The sequence below is a fragment of the Holdemanella biformis DSM 3989 genome, assembly GCF_000156655.1.
Classification (GTDB): Bacteria; Bacillota_I; Bacilli_A; order Erysipelotrichales; family Erysipelotrichaceae; genus Holdemanella; species Holdemanella biformis.
On the sequence record NZ_DS996842.1, the window covers coordinates 146,354 to 162,608 of the forward strand.

Below are 16,255 nucleotides of genomic sequence, written 5' to 3' on the forward strand. Positions count from 1 at the left end.
TTTTTAATGCAGATTTTTTTCTTGAGGAGGAAATTTGTGTCTTTTTTAGAATTTGATTGTTCCGATCGAACATTTGAAGAAATTCAGATTTTTGCAGGATTTCAAGATTCCAATTTGGAAATGTTGAATAAGTGCTTTAAATCTGTATTTATGATTCGTGACCAAAAAATTAAAGTAGAAGTGAATGATACTTTAGATACACATAAGGTCGAAGAAGTGATTGATGCTTGTTTTTCAATCATTGATACGCAACATCGTTTAAATAGCCAAGATGTGAATTATATTTGTTCGTTGGCTTCTAAGAATCGTTTGAAAGATTTTAAAGCGCATCAGCTACAAGCTGTATGTAAGACAAAAACAGGAAAAATGATATATCCAAAGACAATTGGACAAGCTATTTTATGTGATGCGATGCGTCATAATGAAATTGTATTTGCGACTGGTGTTGCGGGTACGGGTAAAACCTATTTAGCGGTTGCGTATGCGGTAAATATGCTTAAAAGTGAACGTGTTGAAAAAATTATTCTTACACGTCCTGCAGTTGAAGCGGGTGAATCATTAGGCTTTTTACCGGGTGACATGAAAGAAAAAGTCGATCCTTATTTAAGACCTTTATATGATGCGCTAAATGAAATGCTTGGTTTAGAAACGGTTGAAAAATATGTAGAAAAACAAGTGATTGAAATTGCGCCTTTAGCTTTTATGCGTGGACGTACATTGAATGATGCCGTTGTGATTTTGGATGAAGCTCAAAATGCGACTTGTGCACAAATGAAGATGTTTTTAACACGTATGGGTAAAAATTGTAAGATGGTTGTGACAGGGGATGTTACACAGATTGATTTGATCAAGAAAAAAGACTCGGGCTTGATGCAAGCTTGTACGATCTTGGATCATATAGATGGTATTTCGATCATTCACTTAGAAAATAGTGATGTAGTTCGTAATCCTTTAGTTCAAAAAATTATTGAACGTTATGCCAAGGTTGAATAATTTGGTTTTGACTGTTATAATTAAAAACTGTAAAAAATATATTGAAAGGTGATAAATCTATGGGAAGACATTTTGAGGTACGTGCTGCCGCAATGCAGAAAACTGCCAATGCGAAAGCAAAAATTTATTCTAGATATTCTAAAGAGATTTTAGTTGCTGCAAAGAACGGTGACCCAAATCCAGATATGAACCAAACTTTAAAGAAAGCCATTGATCGTGCTAAGGCCAACAATGTGCCTGCTGACGTAATCAAACGTGCAATCGAAAAGGCAAAAAGTAGTGCAGATGAAAGTTATTCAAGTGCTCGTTATGAAGGTTTTGGCCAAGGTGCAGGATCTACAATCATTATCGATTGTTTAACAGATAATGCGAACCGTACAATTGCCAATTTAAGAGCTTGTTTCAATAAATCACACGCTAAATTAGGTGTAGGTGGATCTGTATCATTTGGATATGAACACTTAGGTGTGATCGTTATTCAATATGATAATGAAGAAGCTATGATGGATGCTTTATTAGATGCTGAAATTGAATTAAATGACATTGAAATCGAAGAAGGATATATGACAATTACAGTTGATCCAACACAATTGGATGACGCAAAAGTTGTTGTTGAAAAATTGATTCCAGATGTTAAATTTGAAGTCTTAGAAGATAAGATGATTCCAAATGAAGAGGTTGAACTTCATGGTGAAGATTTAACTTTATTCAAACGTTTAGTAACTTTACTAGATGAAGTGGATGATGTACAAAATGTATATCATAACGTTTCAAATCTAGATGAAGCTGAATAATTAATCCTAAGAAAAAGAAGAAGATAAGGATATACTGTAGAGAGAAAATGGTTGGTGAAAATTTTCGTAGAATACTTATTGGGACACTTTGGAGGAGTTGGACAAAAACCAACCGTTGGTCGCGTTAAGACTTGAGGTGTATACTTTACGTATAAAATAAGGTGGTACCGCGTTTAAAACGTCCTTATATCAGGGCGTTTTTTTGTTTATTTAAAGGAGGAAAACGCATGGCATATCAAATTCCTAGAGGTTGTCAGGATGTATTTGGATCTGATTCTTACAAATGGCAAGCTCTTGAACAAACATTAAGAAGCTTTTGTTACATGTACAATTATGATGAAATTCGTACACCAATTTTTGAACATACAGAAGTCTTCAAAAGAGAAAATGACTCAAGTGATATGGTAAACAAAGAGATGTATACTTTTAAACTTGAAAACTCAAAAACATCATTAACATTACGTCCAGAAGGTACAGCTGGAGTGGTTCGTAGTTTTGTAGAAAACAAAATGTATGCCAATCCAGATCTACCCGCAAAATTCTATTATATGGGTCCTATGTCAAGACATGAACGTCCTCAAAAAGGTAGAATGCGTATCTTTAATCAATTTGGTGTAGAAGCATTGGGTGTAAAAAGTCCTTATGTCGATGTCGAAACAATCGTACTTGCATTCTCAATTCTTAAATCATTGGGATTAAATGATATTAAAGTATGTTTAAATACTTTAGGTGATGATGAATCTCGTGCAAACTATCGTAGTGCATTAAAAGAATATTTTGCACCTTATGTCGATGAATTGTGTAGTGATTGTAAACGTCGTTATGAACAAAATCCATTACGTATTTTGGATTGTAAAGTGGATCACGATCATGAATGTATGAAAAATGCACCTAAGATGTCGGATTACTTAAATGAGGCAAGCCAAGAATATTTCAACACAGTATGTGAATTATTAGATAAACTCGAAATTCCATATGAAGTTGATGATAAATTGGTTCGTGGATTAGATTACTATACGCATACTGTATTTGAAATTGTATCTATGAATTCAGAAATGGGTGCACAATCAACTGTTTTAGCAGGAGGACGTTATGACGGATTGATTTCATACTTTGGTGGACCAGAAGGCATGAGTGGTATTGGATGGGCCTTAGGTATGGAACGCTTGTTGATTGCTTTAGAAGCAGAAGGTATTGAACTTGAAACAAAGCCTGCATTAGATGCCTATGTAATGTGTCTAGATCCAGAAGCTAGAACATATGCGTTTGAAGTTTTAACTTCGCTTAGAGCTTATGGATATCGTTGTGATATGGATATGATGGAAAGAAGTTTTAAGGCACAATTTAAGGCTGTGGATCGTTCAAAGGCCAAACTTGCGATTTTAATTGGTAAATCGGAATTGGAAGAAAAGAAAGTCACAGTAAAAAATATTGCGCATAAAGAACAAGAATCAATCGAAGTCGAGAAATTGATTCCTTATGTTGACTCTGTTTTAGAAGAAGAAAGTCATCATCATCACGAGCATGAAGGAGAATAAAAATGTATAGAACACACAATAATGGTGAATTGCGTCTTCAAGATGTAAATTCAGAAGTCACTTTATGTGGCTGGGTAAGTAAACGTAGAAACTTTGGAGCTTTGGTTTTCATTGATTTAAGAGATCGTTATGGTATTACACAACTTGTATTCAATGAAGATATTGCAGCACAAATCAGTGATGTACGTAATGAATATGTACTTCAAGTAAAGGGTACTGTTGTAGAAAGAAAAGATAAGAATCCTAAACTTGAAACAGGTGAAATTGAAGTTGTAGTTAGTGAAGTAAAAATCGTCAATACAGCAATCACGACACCTATGATCATTGCGGATGAAACAGATGCATTAGAGGATACGCGTTTAAAATATCGTTATTTGGATTTAAGAAGACCTGTTCTTCAAAAGAATTTAATTTTAAGAAATCGTATTACTTTATTAGTTCGTAACTACTTAGCTAAATATGGTTTTACAGAAGTGGAAACACCTATTTTATGTCGTTCTACACCAGAAGGGGCTCGTGACTATTTAGTGCCTAGTCGTATTAGTAAAGGTGAATTCTATGCACTTCCACAATCGCCTCAATTATATAAACAACTATTGATGGTTGGTGGAATGGATCGTTATTTCCAGATTGCACGTTGTTTTAGAGATGAAGATTTAAGAGCTGACCGTCAACCTGAATTCTCACAGATCGATATTGAAATGAGTTTTGTGGATGAAGAAGACATTTGGTCAATGACGGAAGGTTTAATGAAAGAAATCTTCAAAGATATCAAAGGCATTGAATTACCAGAATTTAAACGTATCCCTTATGATACTTGTATGGAAAAATATGGTTCAGATAAACCAGATTTACGCTTTGACATGCCTTTATATAATGTGAGTGAGGTCTTCGCAAATACTGAATTTAAAGTGTTTGAAAATTGTTTGAATGAAGGTGGCATCATTCAGGCTATGAATGTTAAAAATGGGGCCGATAAGTTCTCAAGAAAACAATTAGATAAGTTACAAGATTATGTAAAGGTATATGGTGCAAAAGCACTTGCCAACTTAAAATTAACATCTGAAGGTTTTGCGGGTAGTGTCACAAAAGTATTGTCAGATGCTGAAAAAGAAGCGTTACGTACAATGTTAAATATTGAAGAAAACGATATTGTATTCTTTGTAGCGGATAAAAAGAAAGTGGCGCAAACATCTTTAGGTGCATTGCGTGTGAAATTAGGTCACGATTTAGATTTGATTAACAAGGATGCCTATGAATTCTTATGGGTTACTGATTTCCCTATGTTTGAATATGATGAAAATGAAAACCGTTATGTAGCGGCTCACCATCCATTTACATCTCCTAACTTAGAAGATGTCGATAAATTGATGTCGGATCCAGCACATTGTTATTCTAGAGCTTATGACTTAGTATTAAACGGATATGAATTATTATCAGGTTCAATTCGTATTCATGATCAAAAACTTCAAGAAAAAGTCTTTGAAGCCATTGGTATGACTTTAGAAGAAGCACATGAAAAATTCAGCTGGTTTATGGATGCGTTCCAATATGGAACTCCACCTCATGGAGGTGTAGGTATCGGTCTAGAACGTTTAACAATGATTTTAGCGGGTACAGACAACATTCGTGATGTAGTGGCATTCCCTAAAACAGCAAGTGCATCGGATTTAATGGCACAGGCACCAAGTCCAGTAGATCCAACACAATTAAAAGAATTAGGTATTGAAACAAAGTAAGACAGGATTTTTTCCTGTCTTTTCGTATTTCTGCTATAATTATATAGGTGGTGATATAGATGAAGGCAATTCCAATTGGCATTTCAAATTTTGAAGAACTCAGAAATAATAACTATTATTTTGTTGATAAAACCAATATGATTCAGGAATTTTTAGAAAGAAAAAGCAAAGTCACATTGATTACGCGTCCTAGGCGTTTTGGAAAGACTCTAAACATGTCTATGATGGCTTCTTTTTTTGATGTTACAAAAGATTCTAAATATATATTTGAAAATACAGTGATCATGAATTCTGACTATATAAACGAAATGAATCGATATCCTACTATTTTTATTTCGTTTGCGAATGCGAAAAGAGATAGAGAATCTATTATCACAACTATAAAAAAACAAATTCTAAGCGAATGGGCAAAATATGAATATGTTTTTAAAAATTTAAATAAATACGATCAAAAAGAACATGATTATATTGAATCTAATTTAATGGATTTTCACAGTAATAATTTAAATGGAATCAATGATGCATTATCATTCTTGATGGAAAGACTCTATGCTTACTATAATAAACAAGTCATGGTTTTCATAGATGAATACGATACACCATTTATTGAAGCTCACGTGAATGACTGCTATGAAGAATTACGAGGTGGATTATCAGGTTTACTTCATAATTCTTTAAAAACATCGGATTGTTTAAAATATGCACTACTTACTGGAATTCAAAGAGTTGCGAAAGAAAATATTTTTAGTGATCTGAATAATTTAGATGTGAATTCGGTACTCGATACTGCTTATAGTGAGTATTTTGGGTTTAATACAGATGAAGTTAATCAATTGTTAAATACGTATGGTTTAACTTTAAATGATGATGTTAAATCTATGTATGACGGATACAAAATCGGAAGTATTGATATATATAATCCTTGGTCTATATTAAATTACGCTCAAAAGAAAGAATTAATTCCATATTGGATCAATACAAGTGCAAATACAATGATTAAAGAGAATATCAAGAATGCAGATTTAGATTATAAAGATCAATATGAAGATTTAATCAAAAATGGATATTTAGATACACAAGTCAATACGCAAACTAGCTTCTATGAAGTGAAAAGCACTCCAAATTTATGGGGATTATTTGTGAATGCGGGATATTTAACAATAGATAAAGTCATTGATATTACGGATAGCTTCTATCGCATTCGAATTCCAAATCAGGAAGTGAATAGAGAATTTAGAAATTTAACTGAATATTATCTTTCCTTAAATGAAGGACAATTAAATCGACTATTACGTTTCTTGATTCAAGAACAACCGGATGAATTTATCAAAGAATATAAAAACATCTTAATGTTACCTAGTTATCATGATTTAAAGAATGAAAATAGCTATCATATGATGATGCTTGGGATGTGTTTATGTTTATCTAGAGATTATGAAATTATAAGCAATATGGAAGCTGGAAAAGGACGTTTTGACCTTGTATTAAAGGCAAAATATAGTAAATCTACTTCTTTTGTATTGGAATTTAAATATTTAAAAGGTACTTCTAAAAATTTAGAATCCGATCTTGATAATCTAACAAATGAAGAAATTGAACAGATTCAATCTAAAAATTACTCGTTTGATTTAAAAGAAGAAGTGATTTATATAGGATTAGCTCATCATGGAAAAGATATTAAGATGAAATGGGTTGAAAGATAGGCTTATATGCGGTACTTAGGTACTGCATTTTTTTCGTAAAAAAAAACAAGTCATCTAGACTTGTTCATCTAAAAAATATGTAGCCTCCATATCGGCAGTACTTAACGCAAAGGCTAAAGGGAACATCTCAAAAGCTTTCCCCACATTATTAACAGGATCACTTCCAGAAAATCCCATATGATAACGAATCGCAAACGCTTCTTCTCGTGTTATGCGCATAAATGGTTGAATCATGTATACACTTTTTTCACCATGACCAAAAGGAATGTCATCTTCAAATTCAAATACATCCACTTGCCGCCACTGCCCATCGATTTTTTTGTTTCTTGTACCTTTTTTATAGACATTGATCTTACATACATCATGAAGTAAGGCGACAAGCGCAATGGTTTCATCACTATAGCTCATCTTATAAATTTCTTTTACTCTTTGTCTATCTAGATAATCCTTTAAACAATGATAGACATGCACACTATGCGCACATAGGCCACCTTCCATGTTGCCATGAAAACGTGTGCTTGCAGGTGCTGTAAAAAAATCAGAGTGAGGACCTTCTAGAAATTCTAGAAAGGCATCGGCACCTTCACGATGGATATTTTCTTTATAGATTTGAATAAATTCTTCTTTTGCGTTCATACTTTTTACCTATTTAAAAAGCCTAAGAACATGAGATCTTTCCCTGTTAAGTACAGGTGGGTAATCTGTGAACAGCATTAGGATCCCCACGCGTAGCGGGTCTTCAACACAACAATTCAACATCCGATTTCCCTTATCTCGAGTGTAGGAAAAATTAATGTCCTTAGGCATTTTTATAATAGCGAACTTCATAATAGAATACAAGTCTTGACATTTTAGTATGAAATGTGCATAGTTGCAAGTGCCTTTAAAAACAAGTAGAATATAAAAGGTGAAATTATGGATGGAATTTTAATTATTGATAAACCGTATGGTATGACAAGCCATGATGTTGTAAATTGGCTTCGAAAAAAATATAAACAAAAAAAATTTGGGCACACAGGAACATTAGATCCTAACGCAACAGGCGTTTTGGTGGTTCTTTGTGGAAAGTCTTGTAAGTTACTTCAGTTTTTAAGTGATACAGATAAAGAATATATTGGTCAGATTGAATTTGGAAAAAGCACTTCTACCGATGATATTTGGGGTGAAGTAGAAGCTGAAAAAGAGGTGAATTTGGATTTTTCTTTTTCAGAGGAACTACAAAAATTTGTTGGAAAGAACCATCAATTGGTGCCAAAAACTTCAAATAAAAAAGTGAATGGTAAAAAATTAATGGATTATCAAAGAGAGGGGCTTGAAGTTCCTAAAGTCTATAGCGATATTGAAATCTATTCAATGGAAGATTTAGGGGATTATCGTTTTAGAGTGGCTTGTTCAAGTGGAACGTATGTTCGTAGTATTTGTCGAGATTTGGCTTTAAACACAAATAATTTGGGTTGTATGAAAAGCTTAAGACGAACTAAAGTGGGACGCTTTACAATTGATCAGGCACAGACTCTAGAAGATTTAGAAACACAAGAGCCTATCTTATATCCTTCAATTTATGTATTGGATCATTTGGATAAAATCAATTATCAGCCGATTGAAGACGTGTATCAGGGAAAACGTATTCGCTTAGATAATTCCAACAATGAAGTTTGTATCTTAGATGCAGGAAAGCCTATCGCAATTTATGAAAAAGAGCGTGAAGGCTTATTTAAAAGTAAAAGAGGTCTATGGTAATGGAAGTGATTCGTATTGATTATTTGAATGTTCCAAAAGATTTATTAAAAAGCTCTTGTTGTATTGGCTTCTTTGATGGTTTACATACGGGGCATCAAGCGTTGTTAGACAATTGTATTTTGAAGGCAAAAGAATTGGGCGTTCAAAGTGGATTGATTACATTTGATCCAGATCCTTGGAAAATCTTCTTTCCAGATCGCGTATGTAGACATATCACTACACTTGAAGATCGAATTCATTTGGCAAGTGCAATGGGAATTGAAGTGATGTATGTTATTACTTTTTCTAAGGATTTTGCCGCTTTAGATGTAGATGCATTTCACCTCTTGTTACAAAAGATGAATGTATGTCATATCACTTGTGGCTTTGATTTTAAATATGCTTCTAAAAATTCTGGGAATGTTCATACTTTACAAAATCAAGATTATTTCAATGTATCTGTGATTGATAGTGTGAATTCAAAAAATGAGAAGATTTCATCAAGTCGTATTGAGCCGTTGATTCAAAGTGGCAAGATCGATTTGGCCAATGAATTATTGGGATATATGTATTCGATTGAAGGAATCATTGAACATGGTTTCAAAAGGGGAAGCACCTTATTAAAATTTCCTACCGCAAATCTTGGGGCAAATGCTGATTATTTAGTTCCATCTAGTGGTGTTTATGCAGGCTTTGTTTGTGTGAATGATACATTTTATGGAGCTATGATCAATGTAGGAAACAATCCGACTTTTGAAAATAAAAAAGTTTCGATTGAAGCACATATCTTTGATTTTGATCAAGACATTTATGATCAAAGAGTTCGTTTCTTTTTCTTAAAAAAGACACGAAATGAAATTCGCTTTAATGGGTTTGAAGAGTTAAAGAAACAATTAGAGAGTGATATTATTACTTGTAAAAAAGTGATTTCACGTGAAAAGATGTATGTTCAAAAAACAGCTGTACTTTGGGATGCGAAAGTTTTTGAGTTTAAATCACTTTTTTGATATACTAAAAGAGAAGTGAAGGTGAAATTATGGCGAAAGAATATATTGAACTAGAACCAGGTAATGAATATGGTGTTATTTCTTTAAATAAGACAGTTTTTTCAACAATTGCACAGAATGTAATTGAAGAAGATGAAAACGTTCAAATTGCCCAAGGAACAAAACCATTTAAGACGGGAATTGTCACAAAAGTGGATGATAATAAATTGACATTATCCATTCCTGTTAAAGTCAATCACAAGGCAAATGTGAGTGATGTATGTTTAAATCTACAAAACAAGATCTTTGAAAGTATTTCTTATATGACCGACTTTAAACCTGAAGCCATCGAAATTCAGGTTACTGGATTTATTTTTTAAGGAAATCTTTCAAAGGTTTCCTTTTTTTAAAATTTATGAGTGTATCTTTTGAAAATTATCTTGTGGTAGGTATTAGTTCAAGGGCTTTGTTTAATTTGGAAAAAGAAAATGAAGTTTTTGAAAAAGAAGGATTGGATGCATATCGTGAATATCAAATAGTTCATGAAAATGATGTATTAAGTCCTGGAAGTGGTTTTGGGTTAGTAAAAAACTTATTAAACATCAATAAACTAGCTAAACGAAAATTGGTTGAAGTAATCGTTATGTCTAGAAATAGTGCGGATACGTCATTACGTATAATCCATTCACTTGAGCACTATGATATGGATATTGGTCGTATGGTTTTAAGTGGTGGAGAAGACATCAGTCGATATTTATCGGCTTTTGGTGTCGATTTATTCTTGTCATGTAATGAAAATGATGTATCGAATGCGATCCATGCTGGTTTTGCGGCCGGTATGATCTATGCCAGAGATACAAAATATAACTTTCCAGATCATCAGATTCGTATTGCCTTTGATGCAGATGCCGTATTATTTTCGGCAGAATCTGAAAAGATCTATCAGGAACATGGTTTAGAAGCTTTTACTGAAAATGAAATTCTAAATCAAGATGTGGCCTTAAAAAAAGGTCCTATGGCTTCGTTATTAAAGAGTTTATCTTGGCTTCAAAATGAAACGAAAGATTTAAATGTATTAAGAACAGCTATAGTCACAGCCCGAAATAAAGATACGGGAGTTCGTGTGATTAAGACTTTAAGAGCATGGAATATTGTCGTAGATGAAGTATTCTTTATGCAAGGTGCTAAAAAAGCAGATGTCTTAGCTTGTTTTGGCGCCAATATATTTTTTGATGATCAAGACGTGCACGCACTACCTGCAAGTGATGTAGTACCAAGTGCTCGTGTACCATATAGAGAAGGAGAAATGTAAATGAATAGACATGAACAACGTGTAGTTGCGATGCAAAGTGTGTATCAACACTTATTATTAGGAAAGGATATTCGTAAATGTGTATTTGACGTAATGAAAGGTTCAAATGACATTGATGGATATTTATACAGTTTAACAATGGGAACAATCGAAAACAAAGAAGCATTTGAACAAAAAATCAATGAATTATTACGAGACGATTGGGATTTTGATCGTTTAAGTATGTTAGAACAAGCTATTTTATTAATTTCTTTCCAGGAAATTTTGGCTAACGATACGCCAAAGGCTGTTGTCATTAATGAAGCTATAACACTGGCAAAAAAATATTGCGATGACAACTCATACAAATTATTAAATGGAGTTCTTGATCAACTATGAGAAATGAAATGGTTGTAAGTATTTCAAGTGTTATTGCTCGTATTAAAAATATATTAACACAAACGATGGATCTAGACGGTATCTGGATTCAAGGTGAAATCAGCAACCTGACAAAACATAGGTCTGGCCACTATTATTTTTCTTTAAAAGATAAAAGTGGTGAAATGAGTTGTGTTATGTTTTCAAGCTATGTATCGCGATTAAATTTTAATGTACAAGAAGGCATGCGCGTTTTAGTTTCAGGAAGCATTAATGTATATGAACAAAGAGGAAGTTTACAGCTTGTCATTCGTCAAATGAAACAAGATGGTTTAGGAGATCTTTATTTAGAGTTTGAAAAGAGAAAACAAGATCTTTTAAAAGCTGGTTATTTTGATGCGAATCACAAAAAAGCTAAACCTGAATATATTGAAAATATTGGTGTAATTACAGGCGCAGGTACTGCTGCATTACAAGATGTCTTGTCTACAATTCAAAAGCGTTGGCCGATGATGAAAGTCACTTTATACCCTAGTTTAGTGCAAGGTAATTTTGCGCCTAAAAGTTTGATTCAATCTTTGAAAAAGGCAGATACTTTTGGACATGATGCCTTATTGATTGTTCGTGGTGGAGGAAGTTTTGAGGACTTGTTTTGTTTTAACGATGTAGAGCTTATAAAGACAATTTATAACTTGAATACATATATTGTCAGTGGTGTAGGCCATGAAGTAGATACAACTCTATGTGATTTAGTATGTGATCATAGAAGTGTTACGCCTACAGCAGCTGCTCAATGGGTTACTTTCGATCAATATGATGTGATGAATAAAATTGCAAAAGATAAAGAATTGCTTTATCGAAATATGTCTTTGATTTTAAATGGCTATAAATCAAAATTAGAACAGTACAAGAGTCATCCGTATTTAAAAGATCCAAAAGCTTTTATTGTAGATAAACAATTAAAATTGGATGCATATCATACACAAATGGAACATGCACTTTCTTTAGAACTTCAAAAGATGAATTTAATTAAGAATTATAAGCATCAACTTGCTTTTAATATGAGTCAAATTCTTAAAGATTCCAAACAAAAACTTTCTATAATTCCTGAAAAACTTGAAGTTAGTATGCAAAATAAAATTCAAGAGAAAAGACATCTACTCATGCGTGATTGTGCTTTATTGGATGCCTATTCGCCTTTAAAAGTGCTTTCAAGAGGGTATAGTATTTCTAAAGTGGAAGATAAAGTTGTTAAAAGTATCCGTGATGTCAAAAGTGATGATATAATGATAACTAGAGTGCATGATGGTGTAATAACATCTCGTATTGCATCGTGCAAGGAGGAATAAAATGGCCGCAAAACAATTGAAATTTCAAGAAGCCATGAAACGATTAGATGAAATTGTGGCTTTACTTAATAATAATGAATTAGAACTTGAAGAGGCAATGTCATTATTTGAAGAGGGTTTAAAGTTAAGCGCTCAATGTGAGAAACAATTAAAGAAATTTGAAACGAAAATGGATCAGTTGATGGAGGTGAATCAAGATGTTGATGAATAAAGAATTTGAAGATTATCTATTAGTACGTGTACAAGAAAATGATGATAGTCGTACAAAAGATGCGATGGCTTATTCATTAATGAATGGTGGAAAAAGAGTACGTCCTATGTTGTTGTTTTCTGTACTAGAAGGCTATGGAATGGATGCTCATGTTGGATATCCTTGTGCTTGTGCCATTGAAATGATTCATACTTATTCATTAGTACATGATGATCTTCCAGCTATGGATAACGATGATTTGCGTCGTGGTAAACCGAGTTGTCATAAAGCCTATGATGAGGCAACGGCTATTCTTGCAGGGGATGGACTACTTACCAAAGCTTTTGAAGTCGTACTTGATAGTGAATGTAGTGCGAAACAAAAAGTGGCATTAGTTAAAGCACTTTCTTGGTATGCAGGTATTGATGGTATGATCTATGGTCAAACATTAGATTTGCAGGCTGAAAATGATACAAATCCAACATTTGCCCTTTTGCAAGAAATTGATCACTATAAGACAAGTAAATTATTAACTTTGCCTTTAGTATGTGGTTGTATTTTAGCGAATAAATTTGACGACATTGACCATTTCCGTAAGATTGGTCTTGTGTTAGGGTTGGAATTTCAGATGCAAGATGATATTTTAGATGTTGTTGGTAGTGAAGAAGTGGTTGGAAAATCATTGAGTGATGAAGATAATCATAAAGTAACAGCTGTATCTTTATTAGGTCTTGAAGGAGCTAAGGATATGGTTAAAAGTTATGATGAAACCATTCGTAAATCTTTAGATAAAGTCAGTTGTGATGTAACTTCACTAACAAAAGTATTGGATACTTTATTAAAGCGTACATATTAATATATGGAATTTCTTTGAAAAAAGGGGTATATTAATAATAGCTAAAACTAGTCTTTAGCGGACTAGTTTTTTTAACGAGGGTTATAAAATGAGAAAGATTAGTCAAGTGTATGATATTGAATCACCACGTCAAATCAAGGATTTGACAATCGATGAACTTACACAATTGTGTAGTGATATTCGAGCTTTTTTAATTGATTCAATCTCAAAAACAGGTGGTCATTTATCAAGTAACTTAGGCATTGTTGAAGTCACAGTGGCTATGCACTATGTCTTTGATTCACCTAAAGATAAAATGATTTTTGATGTTGGACATCAATGTTACACACATAAAATATTAACAGGAAGATCCACACAATTTGCGACATTACGCAAAAAAGGTGGTCTTTCAGGTTACCAAAAGCGTAGTGAAAGTAAATATGATTGTTGGGAAGCTGGGCATTCTTCAACCTCTTTATCGGCAGCACTCGGCTATGCGATTGCACGCGATCTAAAACAGGAGGATTATAATGTCATTGCCCTTATTGGAGATGGTTCATTAACAGGTGGAATGGCACTTGAAGCATTAAATGATATTGGTTCTAAACAAAAAAAGATGGTCATTATATTTAATGATAATAATATGTCAATTTCTAAGAATTATAGCGGAGTTGAAAAACGTATAACGGATATTCGTGCTTCACATTTATATATTGATTTAAAACATGATGTAAAGAATAACTTAAAATCGAATAAATTAGGTAGTAATGTATTAAGCACACTGTCTCATTTTAGAGACAAAATCAAAGACGGAGTGATTGATGCACCTTTATTTAAAGAGTTTAATTTAAATTATATGGGGCCTGTTGATGGTCATGATATTCAAAGTTTAATTAAGGTATTTGAAGCTGCCAAAGAACATGATGGTCCTATTGTAGTTCATGTATTAACACAAAAGGGTAAGGGTTATAAATATGCACAGCAAGATAAAGTTGGAAAATGGCATGGTGTAAGTCCTTTTGATGTGGCTACAGGTAAATCCTTAAGTCTTCTTCCTCCAAATGAAATTTCTTGGTCCCAAGTTATTTCTAATACGGTCATGGATCTTGCCGAAAAAGATAAAACGATTGTTGCGATTACACCGGCTATGGCGCAGGGAAGTAAGTTGTTAGAATTTCAAAAACATTTTCCAGATCGTTTCTTTGATTGTGGTATTGCAGAACAACATGCCGTAACAATGGCTTGTGCAATGGCACTAGGTGGTTTAAAACCATTTGTCAGTATTTATTCTTCTTTCCTTCAAAGAGCTTATGATCAAGTCAATCATGATATGGCTAGAATGAATGTTGGCGTTGTGATTGGAATCGATCGTTGTGGTTTAGTTGGAGATGATGGTGAAACCCATCAAGGTGTATTTGATATTGCGATGCTTAGAAGTGTTCCGAATTTGATTTTGTCACAACCAAAAGATGCTAAAGAAGCTCAAAATATGATTTATACAGCTTTTGAATCGAAAAAACCATTCTGTATTCGTTATCCTAGAGGAAATGCGTTGTATGCCAAAAATAAATCGTATTCATTGATTCCGATTGGTTCATGGGAAAAATTTGTAGTTGGAACTCCAACACAAATTGTGATTACGTATGGTCCAGACGTTGATCATGTGATCAATAAGGCAAGAGAAAATAAAATGGGTTTATTGGTTGTCAATGCACGTTTCTTCAAGCCTATAGATGAAGTTATGATGAAAGATTTATTAAAGATGGATCTTTCGATTACAGTTTATGAAACAGATGTTAAAATTGGAGGACTTTCAAGTGCTATTTTAGAATATATAAATACACTTGATGAAAAGATTCATATAATAGGTATTGAGGATCACTATGTATGTCATGGTTCGATTCGTTCTTTGCGTATTCAAGAAGGTATTAGCACCGAATGTTTATTTGAGGAATTAGAAAAACATGGATAAGATACGATTAGATAAAGCTTTACTTAAAACGATATCTAGCCGTGCAAAAGCACAGGATATGATTAAAGAAGGGAAAATCAGTGTCAATGGGAAAGTAATCACGAAAGCTAGTTATTTAGTGAGTGATGAAGATGATATTGTCGTAACACATACCCAGGATGAATTTGTGTCGCGTGGTGCTTTTAAATTAAAGGGTTGTCTTGACAAATACAATGTCGATATTTCAAATCAAGTTGTACTGGATATTGGAGCAAGTACAGGTGGTTTTACAGATGTTTGTCTTCGTTATGGCGCTAAAAAAGTATATGCGCTTGATGTTGGTCATTTACAACTCGCAAAAGAATTAGACCAAGATTGTCGTGTTGTAAAAATGGAAGGGCATAACGCAAGAGAAATTGTGCCTGACTGGTTTGATGAACCCATAGATTTTATGTGTATGGATGTAAGTTTTATATCTTGTAAGACCATTTTAAAACATGTATTGCATGTATTATCCATATCTCATATTGCGATTTTGGTAAAGCCTCAATTTGAATGTGGGCCTGCTGCTTTGAATAAGCATGGTGTTCTAATAAATTCGAAGCTTGCCTTACAGATTGTAGAAGATGTAAAAGCATTTTTATTTCAATATTATAAAAGCGTTGAAGCCATGCCAAGTATTCTAGAAGGAAGAAGTGGCAATCAAGAATATATGGTATATGCTAAAGATTTAAGAATATCTTAATGTGAAGATATTCTTATTTTTTTATTTACAGCTTCACCCGTGAT

Annotated in this window: 16 protein-coding genes and 1 other annotated feature; of the genes, 15 read left to right on the forward strand and 1 reads right to left on the reverse strand. The window is 33.3% G+C overall.

Annotation, left to right across the window (positions count from 1 at the left end; all coding sequences use genetic code 11):
* Positions 1–6: 6 nt before the first annotated feature.
* The 5 genes from EUBIFOR_RS05745 (at position 7) to EUBIFOR_RS05765 (ending at position 6,767) form a co-directional block, all read left to right on the forward strand.
* Entirely contained in the window at positions 7–993 is a 987-nt protein-coding gene (locus EUBIFOR_RS05745) for a PhoH family protein (protein ID WP_003865022.1), read from the forward strand.
* 59 nt (positions 994–1,052) lie between these two features.
* A complete protein-coding gene (locus EUBIFOR_RS05750; RefSeq protein ID WP_003865023.1) occupies positions 1,053–1,787 on the forward strand; it encodes a YebC/PmpR family DNA-binding transcriptional regulator in 735 nt (244 codons plus the stop codon).
* Positions 1,787–1,976: a binding site (T-box leader), on the forward strand. Its footprint overlaps the gene before it by 1 nt.
* 38 nt (positions 1,977–2,014) lie before the next feature.
* Positions 2,015–3,325 (forward strand): histidine--tRNA ligase, encoded by a 1,311-nt coding sequence (gene hisS / locus EUBIFOR_RS05755; protein ID WP_040466244.1) that lies wholly within the window; start codon positions 2,015–2,017, stop codon positions 3,323–3,325.
* Between the two features lie 2 nt (positions 3,326–3,327).
* Entirely contained in the window at positions 3,328–5,064 is a 1,737-nt protein-coding gene (gene aspS, locus EUBIFOR_RS05760; protein WP_003865025.1) for an aspartate--tRNA ligase, read from the forward strand.
* A gap of 59 nt (positions 5,065–5,123) precedes the next feature.
* Positions 5,124–6,767 (forward strand): AAA family ATPase, encoded by a 1,644-nt coding sequence (locus tag EUBIFOR_RS05765; RefSeq protein ID WP_003865026.1) that lies wholly within the window; start codon positions 5,124–5,126, stop codon positions 6,765–6,767.
* Between the two features lie 54 nt (positions 6,768–6,821).
* Here EUBIFOR_RS05765 and EUBIFOR_RS05770 read toward each other — a convergent pair whose 3' ends face one another.
* Positions 6,822–7,403, reverse strand: coding sequence for a hypothetical protein (locus EUBIFOR_RS05770; protein ID WP_003865027.1), 582 nt, complete (start codon positions 7,401–7,403; stop codon positions 6,822–6,824).
* A gap of 279 nt (positions 7,404–7,682) precedes the next feature.
* On the opposite strand from EUBIFOR_RS05770, the gene truB reads away from it, so the two are divergent.
* The 10 genes from truB (at position 7,683) to EUBIFOR_RS05820 (ending at position 16,211) form a co-directional block, all read left to right on the forward strand.
* Positions 7,683–8,507: a tRNA pseudouridine(55) synthase TruB gene (gene truB, locus EUBIFOR_RS05775; RefSeq protein ID WP_003865028.1), complete on the forward strand. Its 825-nt coding sequence runs from the start codon at positions 7,683–7,685 to the stop codon at positions 8,505–8,507.
* The gene (ribF, locus tag EUBIFOR_RS05780; protein WP_040466245.1) at positions 8,507–9,493 is read left to right on the forward strand and encodes a riboflavin biosynthesis protein RibF; all 987 of its coding nucleotides are present in this window, start codon (positions 8,507–8,509) and stop codon (positions 9,491–9,493) included. The genes truB and ribF overlap by 1 nt, the downstream gene beginning before the upstream one ends.
* A gap of 29 nt (positions 9,494–9,522) precedes the next feature.
* On the forward strand, positions 9,523–9,852 hold the full coding sequence (locus EUBIFOR_RS05785) for an Asp23/Gls24 family envelope stress response protein (protein WP_003865030.1): 330 nt from the start codon (positions 9,523–9,525) through the stop codon (positions 9,850–9,852).
* Positions 9,853–9,887: 35 nt separating this feature from the next.
* Positions 9,888–10,784: a 5'-nucleotidase gene (locus EUBIFOR_RS05790; RefSeq protein WP_003865031.1), complete on the forward strand. Its 897-nt coding sequence runs from the start codon at positions 9,888–9,890 to the stop codon at positions 10,782–10,784.
* Positions 10,785–11,162, forward strand: coding sequence for a transcription antitermination factor NusB (nusB, locus tag EUBIFOR_RS05795; RefSeq protein ID WP_003865032.1), 378 nt, complete (start codon positions 10,785–10,787; stop codon positions 11,160–11,162).
* Positions 11,159–12,490 (forward strand): exodeoxyribonuclease VII large subunit, encoded by a 1,332-nt coding sequence (gene xseA / locus EUBIFOR_RS05800; RefSeq protein WP_003865033.1) that lies wholly within the window; start codon positions 11,159–11,161, stop codon positions 12,488–12,490. The genes nusB and xseA overlap by 4 nt, the downstream gene beginning before the upstream one ends.
* Position 12,491: 1 nt before the next feature.
* Positions 12,492–12,701, forward strand: coding sequence for an exodeoxyribonuclease VII small subunit (gene xseB / locus EUBIFOR_RS05805; RefSeq protein ID WP_003865034.1), 210 nt, complete (start codon positions 12,492–12,494; stop codon positions 12,699–12,701).
* Positions 12,688–13,536 carry a polyprenyl synthetase family protein gene (locus tag EUBIFOR_RS05810; RefSeq protein WP_118011937.1) on the forward strand — a complete coding sequence of 283 codons (849 nt, stop codon included), beginning with the start codon at positions 12,688–12,690 and terminating at the stop codon, positions 13,534–13,536. The genes xseB and EUBIFOR_RS05810 overlap by 14 nt, the downstream gene beginning before the upstream one ends.
* 88 nt (positions 13,537–13,624) lie before the next feature.
* Positions 13,625–15,487 carry a 1-deoxy-D-xylulose-5-phosphate synthase gene (dxs, locus tag EUBIFOR_RS05815; RefSeq protein ID WP_003865036.1) on the forward strand — a complete coding sequence of 621 codons (1,863 nt, stop codon included), beginning with the start codon at positions 13,625–13,627 and terminating at the stop codon, positions 15,485–15,487.
* Positions 15,480–16,211: a TlyA family RNA methyltransferase gene (locus EUBIFOR_RS05820; protein ID WP_003865037.1), complete on the forward strand. Its 732-nt coding sequence runs from the start codon at positions 15,480–15,482 to the stop codon at positions 16,209–16,211. The genes dxs and EUBIFOR_RS05820 overlap by 8 nt, the downstream gene beginning before the upstream one ends.
* Positions 16,212–16,255 lie beyond the last annotated feature (44 nt).

Excerpts from the sequence above, each read along its gene's own strand:
- EUBIFOR_RS05745 (WP_003865022.1), top strand. The coding sequence starts at position 7 with ATGCAGATTTTTTTCTTGAGGAGGAAATTTGTGTCTTTTTTAGAATTT.
- truB (WP_003865028.1), top strand. The coding sequence starts at position 7,683 with ATGGATGGAATTTTAATTATTGATAAACCGTATGGTATGACAAGCCAT.
- EUBIFOR_RS05820 (WP_003865037.1), top strand. The coding sequence starts at position 15,480 with ATGGATAAGATACGATTAGATAAAGCTTTACTTAAAACGATATCTAGC.
- xseB (WP_003865034.1), top strand. The coding sequence starts at position 12,492 with ATGGCCGCAAAACAATTGAAATTTCAAGAAGCCATGAAACGATTAGAT.
- dxs (WP_003865036.1), top strand. The coding sequence starts at position 13,625 with ATGAGAAAGATTAGTCAAGTGTATGATATTGAATCACCACGTCAAATC.
- xseA (WP_003865033.1), top strand. The coding sequence starts at position 11,159 with ATGAGAAATGAAATGGTTGTAAGTATTTCAAGTGTTATTGCTCGTATT.
- EUBIFOR_RS05790 (WP_003865031.1), top strand. The coding sequence starts at position 9,888 with ATGAGTGTATCTTTTGAAAATTATCTTGTGGTAGGTATTAGTTCAAGG.
- ribF (WP_040466245.1), top strand. The coding sequence starts at position 8,507 with ATGGAAGTGATTCGTATTGATTATTTGAATGTTCCAAAAGATTTATTA.
- EUBIFOR_RS05810 (WP_118011937.1), top strand. The coding sequence starts at position 12,688 with ATGTTGATGAATAAAGAATTTGAAGATTATCTATTAGTACGTGTACAA.
- EUBIFOR_RS05770 (WP_003865027.1), bottom strand. The coding sequence starts at position 7,403 with ATGAACGCAAAAGAAGAATTTATTCAAATCTATAAAGAAAATATCCAT.
- EUBIFOR_RS05750 (WP_003865023.1), top strand. The coding sequence starts at position 1,053 with ATGGGAAGACATTTTGAGGTACGTGCTGCCGCAATGCAGAAAACTGCC.
- nusB (WP_003865032.1), top strand. The coding sequence starts at position 10,785 with ATGAATAGACATGAACAACGTGTAGTTGCGATGCAAAGTGTGTATCAA.
- aspS (WP_003865025.1), top strand. The coding sequence starts at position 3,328 with ATGTATAGAACACACAATAATGGTGAATTGCGTCTTCAAGATGTAAAT.
- EUBIFOR_RS05785 (WP_003865030.1), top strand. The coding sequence starts at position 9,523 with ATGGCGAAAGAATATATTGAACTAGAACCAGGTAATGAATATGGTGTT.
- EUBIFOR_RS05765 (WP_003865026.1), top strand. The coding sequence starts at position 5,124 with ATGAAGGCAATTCCAATTGGCATTTCAAATTTTGAAGAACTCAGAAAT.
- hisS (WP_040466244.1), top strand. The coding sequence starts at position 2,015 with ATGGCATATCAAATTCCTAGAGGTTGTCAGGATGTATTTGGATCTGAT.